This is a genomic window from Acidimicrobiia bacterium, from assembly GCA_035651955.1.
Classification (GTDB): domain Bacteria; phylum Actinomycetota; class Acidimicrobiia; order IMCC26256; family JAMXLJ01; genus JAMXLJ01.
In genome coordinates this window covers 18,889-37,396 of record DASRES010000085.1, presented here as the reverse complement: position 1 = coordinate 37,396, position 18,508 = coordinate 18,889, and the positions used below count along the sequence as shown (strand labels likewise).

The following is an 18,508-nucleotide window of genomic DNA, read 5'->3' as shown; positions in this document are numbered from 1 at the left end:
ACCGTGACCCGTCATCGTAGGTCCCGGCCGCCTGCCCCGAGGGTTCGGGTACCGTCGCGAGGCCGAGCGACGCGCGCAAGCATCGCCGCGCCGAGTTTGCGCAAAGCGCGCGAAGCGCTTGCCGAGAGTGTGCGAAGCGCTTGCCGAGAGGACGCGAAGCGCTTGCCGAGAGAAAGGGACTCCCGATGACGACGTTCGCCGAGGCGGCGCCCACCGCCGTCCACATCGGTGCCGACGAGCTGCCCTTCGTCGAGATCGGGGGCGGCAACCTCCTCAAGGTGATCCAGGTGAAGGAGCAGGAGGGGCTCTGGATCGTCGAGAACGTGTTCCAGGCCGGCTTCGAGGTGCAGACGCACCGCCACACCGGGCCGGTGTACGGGTACACGACCGCGGGCGCGTGGAAGTACAAGGAGTACGACTACGTCAACCGCGCGGGGTCGTTCCTCTACGAGCCCGCGGGATCCGTGCACACCTTGCAGTGCATCGAGGACGACACCCGCGTCTGGTTCCAGATGTACGGCGCCAACCTGAACCTCGACGCGGACGGCAACGTCGAGAGCGTCACCGACGGCGCGGGCACGCTCGCCGCGTACTACGCGCTGTGCGAGGCCGCGGGACTGCCGCGCCCGAACGTGCTCGTCGGTTGAACACCAGCCTCGAGCTCGACCTCGGTCCGGAGCCCGACCCGACGCTCACCGTCGGCGAGATCCACTCCGCGGTGCGGCGGCTCCTCGCACCGCGCTTCGGGCGTCGGGTGTGGGTGCGCGGGACGGTTCGCGACCTGAAGGAGAACCCGCGCAGCGGCCATCTCTTCCTCACACTCTGCGATCCGGGACGCGGGCGTCGGGGGCGCGACGCCACGCTGCGGGCGGTGTGCTGGTCGACGACGTGGCCGCGCGTCCGACGACGGCTCCAGCGCGCCGGTGTCGCGCTGACCGAGGGCTGCGAGGTCCGCGTCGCCGCGCGCGTCGACGTCTGGGACGGCGGCCAGCTCGCGTTGACGGTGGAGGACGTCGACGTCGACGCGCTCGTCGGCCGCCTCGCCCTCGCGCGCGCGGAGCTCTGCACGGCGCTCAGAGCGGAGGGTTTGTGGGACGCGAACCGCGCGCTCGAGCTCTCGCCGCTGCCGTTGCACGTCGGCCTCGTCGCGGCGCCGGGGACGCAGGGGGAGGCCGACTTCTGCGGCGTGCTCGCGTCGTCGGGCTTCTCGTTCCACGTGGAGGTCGCGGCCGCAACGGTGCAGGGCCCGCAGGCATCCGTGTCGATCGCGGGTGCGGTGCGCGCACTGTCCACCGCGCACGCGCGCGGCGCCGCCCTCGACGTCGTCGTCCTCGTCCGCGGCGGAGGCAGCCAGGCCGATCTCGCCGCGTTCGACGACGAGCGGGTCGCGCGTGCGGTCGCGACCTGCCCGGTTCCCGTGTGGGCCGGCATCGGCCACACGGACGACCGGACCGTAACCGACGAGCTCGCGCACCGGTGCTTCGCGACGCCGACGGCAGCGGCGCACGGCCTCGTGCACGAGGTACGTGCCGCGGCCGCCGCCGTCACCGACCGGGCCCAGCGCGTGACCGCGTCGGTCCGCGACCGCCTCGCGGCGGCCGGCCACGGGGTGCACCTCCACGAGGAGCGCGCGCACGTCGCGGCACGACGCGCGTTGCGAACAGAAGCCACGCGAGCTGCGCACGAGGCACTCCGGGTCGAGCACGCCGCGACGAGCACGCTGATCCGCGCGTCGGCAAGGGTCGACGCGTACGCGAGCGAGGCGCGCGCGCGATCCGTCGCGGCGTTGCGCGTCGCGCTCGCGGAGCTCGACCGGCGCCACGCGGTCCTCGACGGCGCCGACCCGTCACGCATCCTCCGGAGAGGGTTCAGCCTGACGCGGCGAGCCGACGGCACCCTCGTGCGCGACGCCGCGACGCTGCAGCCGGGTGACGAGCTCGTGACCCGCCTGTCGCAGGGCGCGGTGCGATCGCGCGTCGAGCAGAGCGCGCGATGACCGCGATGCCGCCCGAGGAGCTCGCCTACCGCGACGCGCTCGCCGAGCTCGACGACATCGTGCGCGAGCTGGAAGCGGACGACGTCGACGTCGACGTCGTGGCCGAGCGTCTCGAGCGCGCGACCGCGCTCGTCACCGAGCTGAAGCGGCGCATCCACGACGCGCAGGCGCGGGTCGAGCGTCTCGCACCCCGCCTCGAGCAGGCCGCCGCGCCCGACGACGACGGCGAATGAAGGACACGAGCCGGCCGGGTCGACACCGCTCCGGCGTCCCGGTCTCCGACCACGCCTCCGCTCTGTCTCCGACCAAGCGCGCGGCGCGGATCGCGCGCGTGCTCGCTCGCCACGGCCTCGGGTACCTCGTCGACGTCGTCGGGCTCGAGCACCTCGTCCGGCGTCACGACCACACGGACGCCGAGACCGCCGGGCCCGAGCACCTCCGCGAGGCCCTGGAGGACCTCGGCCCGACGTTCGTCAAGCTCGGGCAGCTGCTGTCGACGCGCGCCGATCTCGTCCCGCCCGCGTACGAGAACGAGCTCACGCGGCTGCAGGACGCCGCCCCGCCCGTCGCGTACACGACTGTCGCCCGCACCGTGAAGCGGGCGCTCGGCCGCCCCGTCGACCAGGCGTTCGCGTCGTTCGAGCGCGAGCCGATCGCGGCGGCGTCGATCGGGCAGGTGCACGGTGCCGTGCTGCACGACGGCGCGCGTGTCGCGGTGAAGGTACGGAGACCGCGCATCACCGACATCGTCGACGAGGACCTCGATCTGATCACGCGTCTCGCGGAGGTCGCGCAACGACGGTGGTCGCTGGCGGCGCGCTACGACCCGGTCGGGCTGGCGCAGGAGTTCGCGACGACGCTGCGCGGCGAGCTCGACTACCGCCGCGAGGGCGAGAGCGCGGACCACATCCGTCGCGAGCTCGCGTCGACCGGGCTCGTGCACGTGCCCGTCGTCCACTGGGACCACACGACGACCGAGGTGCTCACGCTCGAGCGCATCGACGGCCGCAAGATCACCGACGTCGACGGCCTCGACGCAGACGGGATCGACCGCGCCGCGGTCGCCCGCCGGTTCTGCGACGTGTACCTCCAGATGGTGTTCGTGCACGGGTTCTTCCACGCCGACCCCCATCCAGGCAACGTGTTCGTCGAACCGGACGGAACGGTCGCGCTCGTCGACTACGGCATGGTCGGGCGCGTCGGCACGAGCACGCGCCAGTCGCTCGGGAAGGTGCTCGTCGCGCTCGTCGGCATGGATGCCGACGCGCTCGCCGCGGCGATGGCCGAGCTCGGCGTCGCGCCATCGGCCGACGACGCTCGACCCCTGCGCGACGATCTCGCGGAGTTCCTCGTCAACTACGGCGACAAGCCGCTCGCGGAGCTCGAGATCCGCTCACTGCTCGGCGACATGCTCGCCGTCGTGCGCCGTCACCACCTGCGACTGCCGCACGAGCTCGCGCTGCTGCTCAAGACGGTCATGACGTGCGAAGGCGTCGCCGAGCAGCTCGACCCGGGGTTCGAGCTGCTCCCGCTGCTCGTCCCGTACGCGTCCACGCTGCAACAGCCCGCGCGCGGCTGACGCGGGCGCGTCACCACTCGGTGCGCGTCGTCTCCCACACCTCGAGCGGGAACCCCAGCGTCGGATGCGCCGTCCGGCGCCACCACCGCATGCCGAGGCGCCGCATCACGGCTCCGGAGCGGGGGTTGTCGGAGTTGTGGATGCCGAGCAGACGGTCGTCGCCGGCCGTCCCGAAGTACCAGTCGATCACGGCACGCGCGGCCTCCGTCGCGTAGCCGTGACCCTGGTGGCGCTGCACGATCGTCCACCCGACGTCACGCGCCGGCATCACCTCCGGGAGCCACTCGGGTGTCGCGAACCCGACCGTGCCGACGAGATCACCGTCGCGGTTCGTCACGACGAAGGGGCCGCACCCGTGGTCACGCCAGTGCGTGAGCGCGCGGGCCAGGTCGACGATGCACTCGTCCTCCGTGTGGGGGACGCCGCGGTGGATGTGACGCATCAGCTCCGGGTCGGTGTGGATCCGCACGACGACGTCGAGGTCACCCGACGTGAGCGGCCGGAGCTGCAGCCGCGGCGTCTCGAGGACCTGGTCGCCGGCCGTGTCCAGCATGTCCATGGCTCTCTCGGCTCCGCCCTCCCGGCCGTCCGGCCAGGGCTGCACGTCGTCGCGCACACCGGCCACCGTATCGACGCCTGGATGTTCTTTCCTAGCCTGGGTGGGTACAGCAAAGGGGGCGCAATGACGATCGATGCCGGACCGACCGCGAGCGGCGACGTGGAGGTCGCCGCGCACGACCGGACCTTCGCCTGGAACGGCGACGCGGGCGAGCCGCTGTCGAAGTGGTTCGCCGAAGGTCTGCGTGCACGGATGCTCGACGCGGGCTACCGCGAGTGCCCGGAGCCGGGTCCCGACGTCCACGTCGTGCTGCACCACGTCGATCCCGCCAAGCCGCGGCCGTATCGCCGCAAAGCGGCACCGACGTTCGTCGTCGCGATCATGCCGCTCGCCGCGCCGCCGGACGACGTGCTGCGCGCGGGCTATCCCGTCCTCGTGCGCGCGCTGGCCAACGTCGCCGTCCTCCTGAGCGACGGCCCGGACGGGCGCGCCGCGCACTTCGTGACCCTCGAGCAGGGGACCTACACGGTGCGCGAGCGTGACGGCGCCGACGAGCCCGCGTTCTTCGAACGCGTCTTCGCGCGCGTCGAGCCGCTCGCGATGTCGCGGCTCGTGATCGCCAACGAGTTCGTCGACGACCTGCCCATCGAGCTGTGGGACGGCGACGAGCAGACTCGCCAGATCCGCCGCGCGGGTGAGCGTCTCGCGGCACTCGACCTGCTGCCGGCGGCGTTCCCGATCGAGGAGATCCTGCCGCCGCGCGATCTGCGCCACGTGAAGCTGCTGTACGGGATCGGCGGGCTGAGCTACGGCAACGTCAGCGCGCGCTTCCGGGGCGACCCGGTCGAGTCGAGCGCGACGGGCCCGGCGTTCTGGATGAGCGCGAGCGGCGTCGACAAGGGCGACCTGCGCGTCGTCGGCGAGCACGTGCTGCTCGTGCGCGGGTACGACCCCCGGCTCGGCGCGATGGTGCTGTCGGTGCCGCCGAACGTCACGCCGCGACGCGTGTCGGTCGACGCGATCGAGCACTGGAAGATCTACCGCGAGCATCCCGACGTCGGCGCGATCCTGCACGTCCACGCGTGGATGGACGGCGTGCGCGCGACCGAGATCAACTACCCGTGCGGGACGCTCGAGCTCGCGGACGCGGTCGCCGATCTCGTGCGTGCCGACCCCGACCCGTCGCACGCGGTCGTCGGCCAGCGCAACCACGGGCTCACGATCACCGGCCCGACCCTCGACGAGATCTTCGAGCGCATCGACGGCCGGATCGTCCGCAACGTCCCGATGGACTAGCGATATCGCTGGCTCCCTCGGGCCCGGCCGGATCGGGCATCCGCCCACGGCCGGGCTTCGTCCGCACTATGTCGGCGCTTCCACCGTCAGCTTCGGGTCGCGCGGTGCGGGGAGGTTGTCGAGGAGGTCGGCGACGAGGTCCGCGCGCAGCGACGCGCACGACGGGTCGTCCCACCGGTTCTCCCACTGCAACGGGTCGACGGACAGGTCGTAGAGCTCGCCCTCGGTCCCGTCGTACATGCCGCCCCGCTCGTACACGGTGCACACGTAGCCGTCGCGCGCGATCGACCGCAGGTGCATGTCGACGTGCTCGAACTGGCTGTCCCACTCGGTGATCACGCGCTCGCGTCCCGAGCCCGGCGCGACGGGCAGGGGCTCGCCCTGCATCCACTCGGGGACGTCGACACCCGCGATCGCGCAGAAGGTCGGCGCGAGGTCGAGCTGCCCGACCGGCTCGTGCACCTCGGCGGGCGCGACACCGGCCGACGGCGCCGGACGCCACACGAGCGGCAGCCGCATGAGCGCGTCGCAGTGGTAGGCACCCTTGAACAGCAGCCCGAAGTCGCCCTGCAGCTCGCCGTGGTCCGTCGTGAAGAAGACGTCCGTGTCGTCGAGCCAGCCCCGCTCGCCGATGCGCGCCATCACACGACCGATCGCCTCGTCGATGAGCTCGTTCTCGACGTGCGTGAGCGCGTTGACCTCGCGCACCTGGTCGTGCGTCATGTTCGCGGGGACGAAGGCAGTCGGCCCGCCCTCGAGGTTCTGGAACGTGCCGTCGAAGTAGCCGAGCCAGTGCCGCGGCTTGCGGGCGAGGATCTCGCGGCACTTGTCGATGCTGCCGGGGTGACCCTCGGGCAGGTCGAGGTCGCGCCAGTCGACGCGTGACACCTCGCTGAGCGGCGGGTCCCACGGGTGGTGCGGATCCGGGAAGCTCATCCACACGAACCACGGCTCGTCGCCGTCCAGCGCGTCGAGCCACGCGAGCGTGCGATCGGCGACCCAGTCGGTGTGGTAGTGCTCCCGCGGGATCGGGTTGTGCGTCGTCTGCGGCGCGCCGGTGTCACCACCGGGTGCGTCGTTGAGCGCACCGTTCACGACGAGCGCGTAGTACCCGTCCGCCTCGCCCGGATGGTTGGCACGCAACCACGTGCCATAGTGCCACCAGTACGGCTTCGCGCCGTGCATCGCGAGCTCCATGTGCTCGAACCCGCGGTACGGACCGTAGGAGTCCTCCTCGGCGAGGCGGTTCTCCTGCCACCGGTGCCCGGGGTCGAACGCGGGCTCGAAGTGCGCCTTGCCGACCAGCGCGGTGCGGTAGCCGGCGACGTCGTGCAGGTAGCCGGCGACCGACGGCGCGTCCACCGGCAGCGGCACGCCGTTCGCGTAGACGCCGTGCGTGCGCGGGTACTGGCCGGTGATCATCGTCGAGCGCGCCGGCATGCACACGACGTTCTGGTTGTGCGCGCGGTGGTAGTTCACACCGTCGCGCGCGAGCGCGTCGACGACCGGCGTGCGCGCGATCGTCCCGCCGTTGCACCCGAGCGAGTCGTAGCGCTGCTGATCCGTCGTGACGAAGAGGATGTTGCGCGTGCGCGCGCTCACCGCCGGAGCTCCCGCGGCGTGCACGCGACGACGATCGTGCGCTCGAGTCCACCTTCACGGTGCGAGTGGGCCGCGTTGTACTCGTCGGTCGTCACCATGTCGACGAACGCCTTGCGCGACGGGTACTCGACGAGCACGACGGCGTCCCAGTCCTCGTCGGGATCGCCGATGAGCACCTGGTCGGCACGCCCGTTCCAGAGCACCTTGCCGCCGCGCTCCTCGATCATCTCGACGACGGCGTCGCCGTAGCGCCCGTACTCCGCGCCTCCGCTCGAGCTCCCGTCGTCGGCGCGCGGCTTGAACTTCAAGAGGTTCAGCATCACCACGGGGCCCGTCTCGCTCGACGTCGCCAGCTCACGGAACTGCTCGGCGTTCGGTGTGATCCGGGGCATCAGATCGCCTCCCTGACCGTGCGGAAGGAAGTAGTCGCACGCGTCGTGCGAGTATCCTCCAGCGCCATGACCGACGCAAGCGCGATCACCGACGGACGCGTCCTGCGCGGCGAGCGGAACCGCACCGCGCTCGTCGAGGCGCTGCTCGAGCTGGTCGACGAGGGTGACGTGCACCCGACGGCGCCGCGCATCGCCGAGCGGGCCGGCCTCTCGCTGCGGACGGTCTTCCAGCACTTCGCGGACATGGAGTCGCTGTACGCGGCCGTCGCCGACCGCCAGACGGAGCGGGTCCGTGCCCTCGTCGCGGAGACGGTCGATCCGTCGCTGCCGCTCGCCCGCCGGATCGACGGGCTGGTCGAGCAGCGGGCCCGGTTCTACGAGACGGTCACGCCCGTCCGGCGGGCGTCGCTGCTCGTGGCCCACCGGTCGCCCGAGCTCACAGCCCGTCTGGAGGGCGTCACCCGCTACCTGCGGCGCCAGCTCGCCACGACGTTCGAGCCGGAGCTGGCCGCACTCGGCCGGGGCCGGCGTTCCGACGTGCTCTCCGCGCTCGAGGTGGCGACCTCGTGGGAGACCTGGGACTCGCTGCGCCGCGGGCAGCGCCGCTCGGCTGCGGCCGCGGCGCGGACGGTCCGCGTGCTCGTGGGCGCGACGTTGGGCACGATGGGGTCGTGAACCGCGCGCGAAGGGGTGACGTGATGAAGCGCTACGACGGGTCGATCGCGGTCGTGACGGGAGCGTCGTCGGGGATCGGAAGGCGCATCGCGCTCGACCTCGCGGCGCGGGGGGCGGTGGTCGTCGGGATGGCCCGTCGCGAGGACCTGCTCGCCCGGCTGGAGGACGAGCTGCGCGCGACGTCCCCGGAGAGCGGCGCGTCCGTGTGCGACGTGAGCGACACGGACGCGTTCCGCGACGAGCTCGCGTGCATCGAGCGTGAGCACGGTCGCATCGACGTCCTCGTGAACAACGCGGGGATCGGGGGCACGACGCCGATCGTCGGCACCGAGGCCGCGGGCCTCGACCGGTACCGGCAGATGATGGAGACGAACTACTTCGCGACCGTCGCAGGCACGCTTGCGGTGATGCCGGGGATGGTCCGCCGGCAGGCGGGGATCGTCGTCAACGTGTCGTCCGACAGCGCCCGCGCGCCCGAGCCCACCGAGTCCGCGTACTGCGCGACGAAGGCCGCGGTGTCGGCGTTCTCCGAGTCGGTCGCGCACGAGGTCGCGCCGCACGGCGTGAAGGTCCACCTGCTGTACCCGGCGTGGGTCCCGACCGCGATGGGCATGGCCGGTGTCGAGGAGCGGGGCGCGTCACTGCCGCCGAAGCCCGTCCGGCGAACGGAGCAGCAGGTGTCCGAGCTGCTGCTGGAGCGGATGGGCGGCGAGCGCATGGAGATCAACGCGGCGTGGCTGCCGTTGCTCGCACCGATCGGCCGCACGCTCGCCCCGCGCGCCTACCAGCGCGGCATGCGCAAGTTCGCGCACACCCACTAGGGAGGGCGCCCTGCGCGACGACGGGCCCGCGCGCTGGAGAGGCACCTCGGGTGCGAGCAGCTGTTGGTCGCCCGTAGCGGCGAGCTTGCGAGCGCGTCGTGAAACGACAATCCCGAGGGTCGGAAGCGGGACCGCAGGCGGCGGACCGCGGCCCTCGCTCCCGACACTCGGGCGTCGACGCAGCCGTTCTGCAGCGGGCGCGGCGGTGCCACGCTGCAGTCGAGCCACGCTGGCCTCGATCTTCCGGCACCGCCGATGAGGTAGCGATGAGATCGGACTGAGGTCGGGCGAAGAGCCGGCCCGTCTCAGGCCCGGCGGACGGGCTCCGGCTCGAGGTCCACCGGTACCGGCTCCTCGAGGTCGACGACCGGCAGCCGGACCCGCATGAGCGTGCCGCCCCCGGGCGCGGCTTCAGCGCCGACGGTCCCGCGGTGTGCCTCCACGACCCGCCGGACGATCGCCAGGCCGAGCCCCGAGCCGGGCATCGACCGGGCGGCCGGCGCCCGGTAGAACCGGTCGAAGACCTTCTCGCGCAGCTCGGGCGCGATGCCCGGCCCGTGGTCGCGGACGGTGACCTCGCCCTCGGCCGTCTGCACGACCTCGACGTGCGCACCGTCGGGGCTCCACTTGCTCGCGTTGTCGAGCAGGTTCGTGAGCGCGCGCTCGAGCATCTGTCGCTGACCGCGGACCAGGCACGGAGCGGTCGACGCCTCGAACACGAGCGCCGGTGCATGCCGGCGGGCGCGGTTGACCGCGTGCGTGACGACCTCGTCGAGGCGGACGTCGACCATCTCCTGCTCGACGGTCGGCCGGTCCTCGCGCGCGAGCTCGACGAGGTCCTCGACGAGGACGCCGAACTCCTCGAGCTGCGCGGTCACGTCGGCGAGCAGCCGCTCGCGCTCGTACGGGTCGATGTTCGGGGCGCGCGCGAGCACCTCGATGTTGGTGCGCAGGCTCGTGAGCGGCGTGCGCAGCTCGTGGCTGGCGTCCGCGACGAGCTGCTGCTGCTGGTCGCGCGACGACGCGAGCGCGGCGAGCATCTCGTTGAAGCTCTCGGCCAGCCGGCCCAGCTCGTCGCTGCGGTCGACGGGGATCGACGCCCCGAGGTCCTGGGTCTCCGCGACGTGCTCGGCCGCGTCCGTCAACCGCTTCACGGGCCGCAGCGCGCTGCGCGCCACCACGAGCCCCAACCCGGCCGCGATCACGACACCGCCCGCGGCGACGAGGAGCAGCACGATGCGGAGATGGCCGAGCGTGTTGTCGGCCTCGGTCAGCGACCGCGCGATCTGGACGGCGGCGACCGTCGGATCCCCGCCCGCGGGCTCCGTCGTGATCATCCGCATGTGGACACCGTCGATGTGCACGCTCTCGATCACGTACTCGTGCTGACCGGCTGCGACGGCGCGGTCGCGTGCGCTGACGGGAAGCGCGGGCTGATCCGCCGGACGAGCCGTCGTGCCGTCGGTGCGGATCACCTGCACGAAGCGCTGCTCCCCGGGGGGCAGCCGCGGACCGAAGAACCCTCCGTCGAAACCGTCCGTCTCGACCCGCTGAGGCTGACGGAGCGTGTTGTCGACCTGCACATAGAGCTGGTGACGGACCTCGAAGTACGCGACCGCCGACGCGAGGACGACCGCGACCGCGACCGCGGCCGCCGCCAGGAGCGCGACGCGCGTCCGGAAGCTCAAGGCGCGGCGCTTCGACGGTGTGGCATCGACCGGCTCCGCGGGGGGAACGGCGTCCGGCGCGTCCGGGTCGAGCGGCGTGAGGTCCTCGTCGCCGAGCACGGCGTCGGCGTCGCGCGTGCCGCGACGGAACACGCTCACGGTTCCCGCAGCACGTAGCCCACACCGCGCACGGTGTGGATCAGCCGCGGCTCACCTCCGGCCTCGGTCTTGCGGCGCAAGTACCCGATGTAGACCTCCAGCGAGTTCGAGTTGTACCCGAAGTCGTATCCCCACACGCGGTCGAAGATCACCTCACGGGTCAGGACCTTCCGCGCGTTGCGCAGCAGGAGCTCGAGCAGGAGGAACTCCGTGCGCGTGAGCTCGATGCGACGCTCGCCGCGGTAGACGTCGCGCGTCTCGGGGTCGAGCGACAGGTCCTCGAAGCGGAGGACCGCGTCCTCACCCGGTCCGCCCGTCCGGCGCAGCAGCGCACGGAGGCGCGCGAGGAGCTCCTCGAGCGCGAACGGCTTGACGAGGTAGTCGTCGGCGCCGGCGTCGAGACCCGTCACGCGGTCGGAGACGCGGTCGCGGGCCGTCAGCAGCAGGATCGGCACGGGATCACCCGCCTGGCGCAGCCGTTCGCAGACCTCGATGCCGTCGACCTTGGGCATCATGACGTCGAGGACGACCGCGTCGGCCGGCGTCACCGCGAGCTGCTGCAGCGCCTCGTTGCCGTCGGCCGCGACGCCGACCTCGTAGCCCTCGAGGTGCAGCGCGCGCTCGACCGCCCGCCGCACGGCCGGCTCGTCGTCCACGACCAGGATCCGCATGGCCTCCCAGTGTGACGTACGAAGCTGAACGGCGAGTAAGGCGAGCGACCGCTCGATGCGGCACTCGCCTGAGAATTACTTGAACCGGGGCTCCGCGGCCCGAGCGAGGCTCTCCTCCTTGTGGACCCGCTCGTCGAGCGAGATCTGGCGGAAGAGGTCGCCGAGCGACTCGAAGTGGCCGTAGTCGTCGGCGAAGAGCCCGTCGTAACGCCGGGCCTCGAGGCTCGTGTTCTCGCGGACGAACAGCGCGTACTCGTGCTCGGCGTGGTCCTCGAAGTCGGCGTTCAGGAGGTAGCTCCATGCCGGCTTCACGACGTAGAGAAGCCACGACAGCTGGTAGTAGACGAACGCGAGCAGCTGGGGCAGGAGTCGGTACCGCACGAACGGCTCGCGGCCGGGCTGCTCGTCGACGAGCTCCTCGAGGATCAGCAGGTGCCACTGCTCGTTGTCCTGCTGGACGCGGCTCTCGGCGACGCGCTCGAAGATCCGGCGCGCGAACTCCGGCTTCGAGTAGCGGTGCGTGACCGCGACGTACGCGACGTTCTCCCACGCCTGGTACGGCACGCGGGCGATGACCTCGAGGACCTTGAACTTCGAGAGCGTGCGAGGCCGGCCGTAGAAGAGGTCGAGCAGGGCGAACAGGAGCCGGGCCGGAGGGCCGTAGCGGCGCCGGGGCGTCGCGAGCGTCCGGGCCTGCTCCTCGCGCAGCTCGGCGGACGTGCGCTCGACGAGCATGTTTCGACCATACCGACCGTCGTCGCGCGCGGGAGAACCCGCGTCATGTGCCCGGTGTCATCACCTACGGTCGCGGCATCGCCGCGCTCCCCCGTTCGCTCTCGCCCCTGCGTCACCGGCCGTTCGCGCTGCTGTGGAGCGGCGCGTTCACGTCGAACATCGGCACGTGGATGGAGACGGTCGCGGTCGGGATCCTCGTGCAGACGAGCACGAACAAGGCGACGTGGAGCGGCCTCGTGCTCGCGGCCGGGTTCGCGCCGAACGGCTTGCTCGGGCCGATCGGCGGCGCGCTCGCGGACCGCGTCCCCCGGCGGCTGCTGCTCCTCACGACGACGAGCGTGCAGACCGCGCTCGCCGGGACGCTGGCCGCGCTCGCGGCATTCGGCAAGCCGGCGCCCGGGATCGTCGTGCTCATCGTGTTCCTGTCGGGCTGCGCGAACGCGATCGGGTTCCCCGCGTACCAAGCGCTCCTGCCCGACCTCGTGCCGGTGGAGGACCTCGCGGGCGCGGTCGCGCTGTCGTCAGCGCAGTGGAACCTCGGACGCGTGATCGGGCCCGCGCTCGCGGGCGTCGTCATCGCCGCGGGGAGCTACGCGTCGGCGTTCACGATCAACACGATCTCGTTCTTCGCCGTGATCTTCGTCCTGCTGTCGCTGCGGCTGCCGCCACCCGAGCCGGAGGGGCATGCGCCGCTGCTGCAGTCGATCCGCGCCGGTGTGCGCTTCGGCAACGACGACCCCGGACTCCGTGTCGCGTTCGCGGTGCTCGGGTTCGCCGCGTTCCTCGCCGCGCCGTTCATCGCGCTGGTCCCCGCGTTCGGCGACAAGGTGTTCCACGACGCGACGACGGGAACCGCCGCGCTCGTGACCGCGCAGGGCATCGGCGCGGTCGTCATGGGGCTCGCCCTGGGCCCGCTGCACGCACGCCTCGGGAACCGGCGCACGTTGCTCGGCGCCGCGACGCTGCTGCCGTTCGCGCTCGTCGGCTACGCGAGCGCGCCGTCGTTGTGGCTCGGCGTGCTCGGCATCGCGTTCGTCGGGTTCCTGTACCTCGGTGTGCTCTCGAGCTGTACGACGATCGCGCAGCTGCGCACGCCGACCTACATCCGCGGTCGCGTCCTCAGCCTGCTGATGGCGCTCCTCGGGATCCTCTACCCGATCGGGACGATCGCTCAGGGAGCGCTCGGCGACGGTGTGGGTCTGCGCGAGACGACGATCGGCGCGGCCGCGCTGTTCCTCGTCGCCGTCGTCGCGTTGCGCATGACCGCGCGCGCCTGGCTCGCGCGCCTCGACGACGAGACGACGTCGATCACCGACACGCCCGTCCCGGCGACCGAGACCGCGACAGGCGACGCGGTCACGCCCGCCTGAGCGTCGCGACGCTGATCCCGAGCAGCGCCGCCGCGCACGCCATCTCACCGAGCCACCACAGACCGAACTCGTGGTGACCGGTCGTCGGGCACGCGATCGTCGCCGCGACGAACACGACGGCCGCGCCGAGCGACGCGAGCAGTCCCCAGCGACGCCGCGCGATCAGCCCGGGCAACATGACGGCGAGCGTGGCGAGGAACACGACGGAGATCGCGCTCTCGATCCACGCCGGAACCGCGTTCGGGTTCGCCGGCGCCGGCTCGATCGCCTGCGCGATCCCGAACAGCACGTACCACGCGATGCCGACGCCGGCGGCCACGCGACCGTCGATCCGCTCGCACAGCCACTGCCGCGTGTCGGGCCGTGTCCGGTCCGGCGTCGCGACTGCGGGGCGGGGCTGGGTCTCGAGCTGTGTGGCCACGGTCGACCTCCTCGTTCGCGTCACAGTCTGCCCACCGGGGGGCGTTGTCACCGCGCGCCCCTTCGCCGGTACCGTCCTACGCCCGGACGCGGACGGCACGGAGGACCGGCGATGGTGATCGAGCTTGAGCGGCGGGGCCGGACGGCGGTCGTCACGATCAACCGGCCCGACGCGCGCAACGCCGTCAACGGTGAGGTCGCCGAGGCGATGGAATCGACGCTCGACGAGCTCGAGCGCGACGACGACGTGCGCGTCGTCGTCGTCACCGGCGCAGGGCCCACCTTCTGCGCGGGTGCCGACCTCAAGGCCGTCTCGCGCGGTGGCGGCGGCGAGGTCGCGACGAAGCGCGGTGGCTTCGCGGGGTTCACGCACCGAGACTTCCCCAAGCCGGTCATCGCGGCGGTCAACGGGCCCGCGGTCGCGGGTGGATTCGAGATCGTCCTCGCGTGCGACATCGTCGTCGCGGCCGACGAGGCCGTGTTCGGGATCCCCGAGGTCAAGCGCGGGCTGTTCGCGGCCGCCGGCGGACTGATCCGCCTGCCGAAGCGCGTCGCGCTCCCGCTCGCGATGGAGCTCGCGCTGACGGGCGACACGATCGACGCGCAACGCGCGTACACGGTCGGGCTCGCGAACCGTGTCGTCCCGCGCGACCGGGTCGTCGACGAGGCAGTCGCGATCGCGGAGCGCATCGCGGGTCACCCGCAGCTCGCGGTGCTCAATGCACGACGCATGGTGCGCGAGGCGCTCGACCTCCCAGAGGCCGACGCGTGGAAGCGCAGCAACGAGCTCGCGATCGAGGTGTTCCGCCGACCGGACGCGATCGAGGGCGCGACCGCGTTCTCCGAGAAGCGCGACCCGAACTGGAGCGAGTGAGCGGCTAGTGCGACGCCGACGACACGATCGACTCGTGCGCGTCGAGCACGACGTGGATCACGAGACGGGCTGCGGTCGCGGCGGCGAGCGTGACGATCGCGACGACGGCGACGACCGCGGCGGTCAGCCAGCTCGGACCGAACCCGCTCGCCACGACCACGATGAACGACAGCGTGCTGACGAGGTAGAGCGCCCACCAGCGGGCGACGACGTGGCGGCCGCGGTGCCCCGGGGGGAGCAGGTCGCACGTGGACTGGTACGGCCACCAGAGGTTGAGGATCGGGATGATGAACGAGCACGCGGCGAGCGCGGGCGTCCGTCGGGCCGGGATCCCGAGCAGCCGGGCGAGGTCGGCTGAGCGGTACATCCACACGAGGAAGATCACGCCCGCGGCGAGCACGGCGAGCGACGCGAACTGCAGCACCGGTGCGACGCTCGCCGCGGTTCCGGTGAGCGTCGGCGTGCGCCCGGCGCGGAAGTCCGAGAAGTGGTCGGCGTACCAGCGGGCCTGGAACCCGAACGCGACGTAGTACAGGGCCTGGAGCGGACCCGCCCACAGCATCGCCAGGCTCGCCCAGTGCGCGCTCGACCGCATCGGCGCCAGCCGCACCTCACCGGTGACGGCGCCGTGGGACCCGCTCGCCGAGGCCCCGCCCGGCCAGCCCGTCGAGCGGTCGACGCCCGCCGCCCCGTTCGTGCCCGTGCCGCCCGCCGTCCCCGCCGGCGTGGCCGAGCCGACGGTGCCCGACGGCGAGGACTCCGCCGGCGGGTAGAGGTGCGGCGTCCAGGCGCGGCCGTCCCACCAGCGCAGCTTCTCGGTGCCCCACGGGTCGGGGAACCAGCCGGGCGTCCCCTCGACGGGTTCGGCGCCCCCGAACCCCGAGGTCGACGTCATGGCGGTCGACGCTACCCGCCCGCAGTCGCGGTCGCGGGACGGCGCCTCGCGATCCCGAGGACGGGAGCGATCACTCCTACAATCGGCGCGTGGTCTCCGGAGAAGCGACCGACCCGCGCCGACTGCGCGTCGAGGAGCTCGCCCAGCGGGCCGGCGTGTCCGTCGACACCGTGCGCTTCTACCAGAAGCGCCGGCTCCTCCCGCCGCCGGAGCGCGAGGGACGCATCGGCTGGTACGGCGGCGAGCACGTCGAACGGCTGACCCGCATCCGCGAGCTGCAGCAGCGCGGCTTCTCGCTCACGCTGATCCGCCGGCTGCTCGACGGCGAGCTCGCGCCCGCGGACGTCCCGCTCGCGGCCGCGGTCGTCGACGCCGGTGACCGCGACGACGCGTCGGCGGAGCCGGAGGAGTTCCTCACCCTCGACGACGTCGCCGCGCGTTCGGGTGTGCCGCGCCCGTTGATCGACGCGGTCGTGCGCGAAGGGCTGCTCGTGCCGCGCGTCCTCGACGACGAGCCTCGCTTCACGCCGGCCGACGTCGCGATCGTGCGGGAGGGGCTGAAGCTCCTCGAGGTGGGTCTGCCGCTGCCCGAGCTGCTCGGTCTCGCGCGCCGCCACCACGAGGCAACGCGTGCCGTCGCGGAGGAGGCCGTCGCGCTGTTCGACGCGCACGTCCGCGCGCGCGTGCGCGACTCGGACGCGAGCGACGACGAGAAGGCGCAGCGGCTCGTCGACGCGTTCCGTGTCCTCCTCCCGTCGGTGACGGCGCTCGTCGCGCACCACTTCCGTCGCGTGCTGCTCAACGTCGCCGAGGAGCACCTGGAGCGAGTGGGCGAACCGACCGAGGTCGCGGCCGCGCAGGCCGAGGCGACGCGCCGTCTGGAGATCGTGTGGCCCGCGTAGCGCTCCCGCGCGGCGACGAGAAGCGCGCGTGGGTCGAGGAGATGTTCGACCGCGTCGCGCCGAGCTACGAGCGCGTCAACCGTGTGATCTCCCTCGGTCAGGACCGCAAGTGGCGACGTGACGTGGTGCGCGCGCTCGCGTTGCCGCCCGCATCCGTCGTGCTCGATGTCGCGTGCGGGACGGGCGACCTGTGCCGCGAGCTCGGGAACGCAAAGCACCGGCCCGTCGGCGTCGACCTCTCGGCCGGGATGCTCGCGACCGCGCGCGGGTGCGGTCCGCTCGTGCGCGGCGACGCGCTCGCGATGGCGGTGCGCGACGGCGCTGTGGACGGCGTCGTGTGCGGGTTCGCGCTCCGCAACCTCGTCGCGCTCGAGCCGTTCTTCGCCGAGTGCGCGCGCGTGCTGCGCGCCGGCGGACGGTTCGTGGCGGTCGACGCCTCCGTCCCCGCCAACGCGTTCGCGCGGGCGGGTCACGACCTGTGGTTCCGGCGGATCGTGCCGTGGATCGGTGGCCGGTTGTCGGGTGAGGTCGACGCCTACCGGTACCTCCCGGCGTCGACGGCCTACCTGCCCGACGGCGACGAGCTCGTGTCGCGGCTGCGCGACGCGGGGTTCGAGTCCGTCGCGCGGACGACGCGCATGGCCGGCGCCGTGCAGCTGCTGTCCGGCACGCGCAGGCCGGGCTCGTGACGACGCTCGCGCACGGCACGCGCCTCGTCGCGATGACGCGGCCTGTCGCGTTGACCCGTCCGCTCCTGGACGAGCTCGGCAACGACGGGTTCGCGTGGTTCCACGACGGCGCGGCGATCGTCACCGCGGGCATGGTCGCGACGCTCGACGCGGCCGAGGTCGAGTCGTTCCTGGCGGCGATCGAGCGTGACGACGCCGCCGGTCCGACCGGTCGTGGTCCGATCGCGTTCGGTGCGCTGCCGTTCCACCCGCGCGCGCCGCGCCAGCTCGTCGTGCCGGCCCGAGTCGTCACCCGAGGCGCCGACGGGACCGCCTGGCTCACCGAGATCTCGGCTGCCGGTGGTACCGAGCGCGGTGGGCGCGTCGACGACCCGGGCGCGAGGCCCGGACCGGGCCGGTTCCTCGTGTCGTCCGTGCAGTCGCGGGCGCGCTGGTGCGCGAACGTCCTCGCCGCGCTGCGGGCGATCGAGTGCGGCGACATCGAGAAGGTCGTCCTCGCACGCGAGGTCGTCGTCGAGGCCGACCAGCCGTTCTCGCGGCGTGACGTGATCGCGCGTCTGCTCGCGTCGCAGCCCGGCTGCTTCGTCCACGCGGCGGGCGCGCTCGTCGGCGCGAGCCCGGAGCTGCTGGTCGCCCGGCACGGCGCCGCGGTGAACGCGCGCCCACTGGCCGGCACGACGCCGCGCGCCGACGGCGACGGCGCGCTGGCCTCGTCCCGCAAGGACAGGCACGAGCACGCCGTCGTGGCAGACGACGTCGTGGACGTGCTCGGCCGTCGTTGCGACGAGCTCGAGGTCTCCGGGCCGCAACTCGTCCGGCTCGCCGACGTCACGCACCTGGCGACGACGATCGAGGGCCGCCTCCGACCGCCCGCGCCGAGCGCGCTCGATCTCGCGCTCGCGCTGTCACCGACGCCGGCCGTCGCGGGAGCGCCGCGCGACGCGGCGCTGGCGTTCATCGACGCGGTCGAGGGCTTCGACCGCGGCTGCTACGCGGGGCCGGTCGGCTGGGTCGACGCGAACGGCGACGGCGAGTGGGCGGTCGCGTTGCGCGGCGCGATCGTCGATCGTCGCCGGGCGCGCCTCATCGCGGGCGCCGGCATCGTGGCGGGCTCCGACCCGGACGCCGAGTGGGCCGAGACGGAGTCGAAGCTCGCACCGATGCTGCGCGTCCTCGTCACACCCTGACCCGTCGTTCATGCGTCGT

General features: G+C 72.7%; 20 protein-coding genes. 12 read left to right on the top strand and 8 right to left on the bottom strand.

Features of this window, described 5'->3' with window-relative positions:
* Nucleotides 1-185: 185 nt before the first annotated feature.
* From VFC33_18245 to VFC33_18230, 4 genes are all read left to right on the top strand, one after another.
* A complete protein-coding gene (locus tag VFC33_18245) occupies nucleotides 186-647 on the top strand; it encodes a 2,4'-dihydroxyacetophenone dioxygenase family protein (protein HZR15182.1) in 462 nt (153 codons plus the stop codon).
* Nucleotides 644-1,996 carry an exodeoxyribonuclease VII large subunit gene (gene xseA / locus VFC33_18240; protein HZR15181.1) on the top strand — a complete coding sequence of 451 codons (1,353 nt, stop codon included), beginning with the start codon at nucleotides 644-646 and terminating at the stop codon, nucleotides 1,994-1,996. Before VFC33_18245 ends, xseA begins: the two co-directional genes overlap by 4 nt.
* On the top strand, nucleotides 1,993-2,229 hold the full coding sequence (gene xseB, locus VFC33_18235; protein HZR15180.1) for an exodeoxyribonuclease VII small subunit: 237 nt from the start codon (nucleotides 1,993-1,995) through the stop codon (nucleotides 2,227-2,229). The genes xseA and xseB overlap by 4 nt, the downstream gene beginning before the upstream one ends.
* Nucleotides 2,230-2,327: 98 nt before the next feature.
* Entirely contained in the window at nucleotides 2,328-3,575 is a 1,248-nt protein-coding gene (locus tag VFC33_18230) for an AarF/ABC1/UbiB kinase family protein (GenBank protein HZR15179.1), read from the top strand.
* A gap of 10 nt (nucleotides 3,576-3,585) precedes the next feature.
* Here the strand turns inward: VFC33_18230 and VFC33_18225 are convergent, their stop codons facing one another.
* Entirely contained in the window at nucleotides 3,586-4,134 is a 549-nt protein-coding gene (locus VFC33_18225) for a GNAT family N-acetyltransferase (protein ID HZR15178.1), read from the bottom strand.
* Nucleotides 4,135-4,257: 123 nt separating this feature from the next.
* Here VFC33_18225 and VFC33_18220 point away from each other — a divergent pair, with 123 nt between their 5' ends.
* Nucleotides 4,258-5,430, top strand: a complete 1,173-nt coding sequence (locus VFC33_18220; GenBank protein HZR15177.1) for a class II aldolase/adducin family protein — start codon at nucleotides 4,258-4,260, stop codon at nucleotides 5,428-5,430.
* A 66-nt stretch (nucleotides 5,431-5,496) separates the two neighbouring features.
* Here the strand turns inward: VFC33_18220 and VFC33_18215 are convergent, their stop codons facing one another.
* Together VFC33_18215 and VFC33_18210 are read right to left on the bottom strand one after the other, a co-directional pair.
* Nucleotides 5,497-7,032, bottom strand: a complete 1,536-nt coding sequence (locus tag VFC33_18215; GenBank protein ID HZR15176.1) for a sulfatase-like hydrolase/transferase — start codon at nucleotides 7,030-7,032, stop codon at nucleotides 5,497-5,499.
* Nucleotides 7,029-7,424 carry a DUF1330 domain-containing protein gene (locus VFC33_18210; protein ID HZR15175.1) on the bottom strand — a complete coding sequence of 132 codons (396 nt, stop codon included), beginning with the start codon at nucleotides 7,422-7,424 and terminating at the stop codon, nucleotides 7,029-7,031. Before VFC33_18210 ends, VFC33_18215 begins: the two co-directional genes overlap by 4 nt.
* A gap of 66 nt (nucleotides 7,425-7,490) precedes the next feature.
* On the opposite strand from VFC33_18210, the gene VFC33_18205 reads away from it, so the two are divergent.
* Both VFC33_18205 and VFC33_18200 read left to right on the top strand, forming a co-directional pair.
* Nucleotides 7,491-8,099: a TetR/AcrR family transcriptional regulator gene (locus VFC33_18205; GenBank protein ID HZR15174.1), complete on the top strand. Its 609-nt coding sequence runs from the start codon at nucleotides 7,491-7,493 to the stop codon at nucleotides 8,097-8,099.
* Between the two features lie 23 nt (nucleotides 8,100-8,122).
* On the top strand, nucleotides 8,123-8,920 hold the full coding sequence (locus VFC33_18200; GenBank protein HZR15173.1) for an SDR family oxidoreductase: 798 nt from the start codon (nucleotides 8,123-8,125) through the stop codon (nucleotides 8,918-8,920).
* Between the two features lie 305 nt (nucleotides 8,921-9,225).
* Here the strand turns inward: VFC33_18200 and VFC33_18195 are convergent, their stop codons facing one another.
* From VFC33_18195 to VFC33_18185, 3 genes are all read right to left on the bottom strand, one after another.
* Nucleotides 9,226-10,746 carry a HAMP domain-containing sensor histidine kinase gene (locus tag VFC33_18195; protein HZR15172.1) on the bottom strand — a complete coding sequence of 507 codons (1,521 nt, stop codon included), beginning with the start codon at nucleotides 10,744-10,746 and terminating at the stop codon, nucleotides 9,226-9,228.
* Nucleotides 10,743-11,417 (bottom strand): response regulator transcription factor, encoded by a 675-nt coding sequence (locus VFC33_18190; GenBank protein ID HZR15171.1) that lies wholly within the window; start codon nucleotides 11,415-11,417, stop codon nucleotides 10,743-10,745. Before VFC33_18190 ends, VFC33_18195 begins: the two co-directional genes overlap by 4 nt.
* Before the next feature lie 75 nt (nucleotides 11,418-11,492).
* The gene (locus VFC33_18185) at nucleotides 11,493-12,152 is read right to left on the bottom strand and encodes an alternative oxidase (GenBank protein ID HZR15170.1); all 660 of its coding nucleotides are present in this window, start codon (nucleotides 12,150-12,152) and stop codon (nucleotides 11,493-11,495) included.
* A 47-nt stretch (nucleotides 12,153-12,199) separates the two neighbouring features.
* On the opposite strand from VFC33_18185, the gene VFC33_18180 reads away from it, so the two are divergent.
* Nucleotides 12,200-13,522: an MFS transporter gene (locus VFC33_18180; protein HZR15169.1), complete on the top strand. Its 1,323-nt coding sequence runs from the start codon at nucleotides 12,200-12,202 to the stop codon at nucleotides 13,520-13,522.
* Here VFC33_18180 and VFC33_18175 read toward each other — a convergent pair.
* On the bottom strand, nucleotides 13,509-13,943 hold the full coding sequence (locus tag VFC33_18175; GenBank protein HZR15168.1) for a hypothetical protein: 435 nt from the start codon (nucleotides 13,941-13,943) through the stop codon (nucleotides 13,509-13,511). The two genes, VFC33_18180 and VFC33_18175, sit on opposite strands and share 14 nt — an antisense overlap.
* Before the next feature lie 111 nt (nucleotides 13,944-14,054).
* Here VFC33_18175 and VFC33_18170 point away from each other — a divergent pair, with 111 nt between their 5' ends.
* Entirely contained in the window at nucleotides 14,055-14,816 is a 762-nt protein-coding gene (locus VFC33_18170; GenBank protein HZR15167.1) for a crotonase/enoyl-CoA hydratase family protein, read from the top strand.
* A 4-nt stretch (nucleotides 14,817-14,820) separates the two neighbouring features.
* On the opposite strand, the gene VFC33_18165 is transcribed toward VFC33_18170, so the two are convergent.
* Nucleotides 14,821-15,711 carry a DUF4328 domain-containing protein gene (locus VFC33_18165; protein ID HZR15166.1) on the bottom strand — a complete coding sequence of 297 codons (891 nt, stop codon included), beginning with the start codon at nucleotides 15,709-15,711 and terminating at the stop codon, nucleotides 14,821-14,823.
* An 89-nt stretch (nucleotides 15,712-15,800) separates the two neighbouring features.
* On the opposite strand from VFC33_18165, the gene VFC33_18160 reads away from it, so the two are divergent.
* The 3 genes from VFC33_18160 to VFC33_18150 are packed head-to-tail and all read left to right on the top strand — an operon-like array spanning nucleotide 15,801 to nucleotide 18,489.
* Nucleotides 15,801-16,613 (top strand): MerR family transcriptional regulator, encoded by an 813-nt coding sequence (locus VFC33_18160; protein ID HZR15165.1) that lies wholly within the window; start codon nucleotides 15,801-15,803, stop codon nucleotides 16,611-16,613.
* Nucleotides 16,601-17,302: a ubiquinone/menaquinone biosynthesis methyltransferase gene (locus VFC33_18155; GenBank protein HZR15164.1), complete on the top strand. Its 702-nt coding sequence runs from the start codon at nucleotides 16,601-16,603 to the stop codon at nucleotides 17,300-17,302. The genes VFC33_18160 and VFC33_18155 overlap by 13 nt, the downstream gene beginning before the upstream one ends.
* Nucleotides 17,299-18,489 carry an isochorismate synthase gene (locus VFC33_18150; protein ID HZR15163.1) on the top strand — a complete coding sequence of 397 codons (1,191 nt, stop codon included), beginning with the start codon at nucleotides 17,299-17,301 and terminating at the stop codon, nucleotides 18,487-18,489. Before VFC33_18155 ends, VFC33_18150 begins: the two co-directional genes overlap by 4 nt.
* The last annotated feature ends 19 nt before the right edge of the window (nucleotides 18,490-18,508 follow it).

Coding starts and splice junctions, on each gene's coding strand:
- VFC33_18210 (HZR15175.1), bottom strand. CDS start 7,424: ATGCCCCGGATCACACCGAACGCCGAGCAGTTCCGTGAGCTGGCGACG.
- VFC33_18185 (HZR15170.1), bottom strand. CDS start 12,152: ATGCTCGTCGAGCGCACGTCCGCCGAGCTGCGCGAGGAGCAGGCCCGG.
- VFC33_18225 (HZR15178.1), bottom strand. CDS start 4,134: ATGGACATGCTGGACACGGCCGGCGACCAGGTCCTCGAGACGCCGCGG.
- VFC33_18170 (HZR15167.1), top strand. CDS start 14,055: ATGGTGATCGAGCTTGAGCGGCGGGGCCGGACGGCGGTCGTCACGATC.
- VFC33_18205 (HZR15174.1), top strand. CDS start 7,491: ATGACCGACGCAAGCGCGATCACCGACGGACGCGTCCTGCGCGGCGAG.
- VFC33_18165 (HZR15166.1), bottom strand. CDS start 15,711: ATGACGTCGACCTCGGGGTTCGGGGGCGCCGAACCCGTCGAGGGGACG.
- VFC33_18245 (HZR15182.1), top strand. CDS start 186: ATGACGACGTTCGCCGAGGCGGCGCCCACCGCCGTCCACATCGGTGCC.
- VFC33_18190 (HZR15171.1), bottom strand. CDS start 11,417: ATGCGGATCCTGGTCGTGGACGACGAGCCGGCCGTGCGGCGGGCGGTC.
- xseB (HZR15180.1), top strand. CDS start 1,993: ATGACCGCGATGCCGCCCGAGGAGCTCGCCTACCGCGACGCGCTCGCC.
- VFC33_18220 (HZR15177.1), top strand. CDS start 4,258: ATGACGATCGATGCCGGACCGACCGCGAGCGGCGACGTGGAGGTCGCC.
- VFC33_18200 (HZR15173.1), top strand. CDS start 8,123: ATGAAGCGCTACGACGGGTCGATCGCGGTCGTGACGGGAGCGTCGTCG.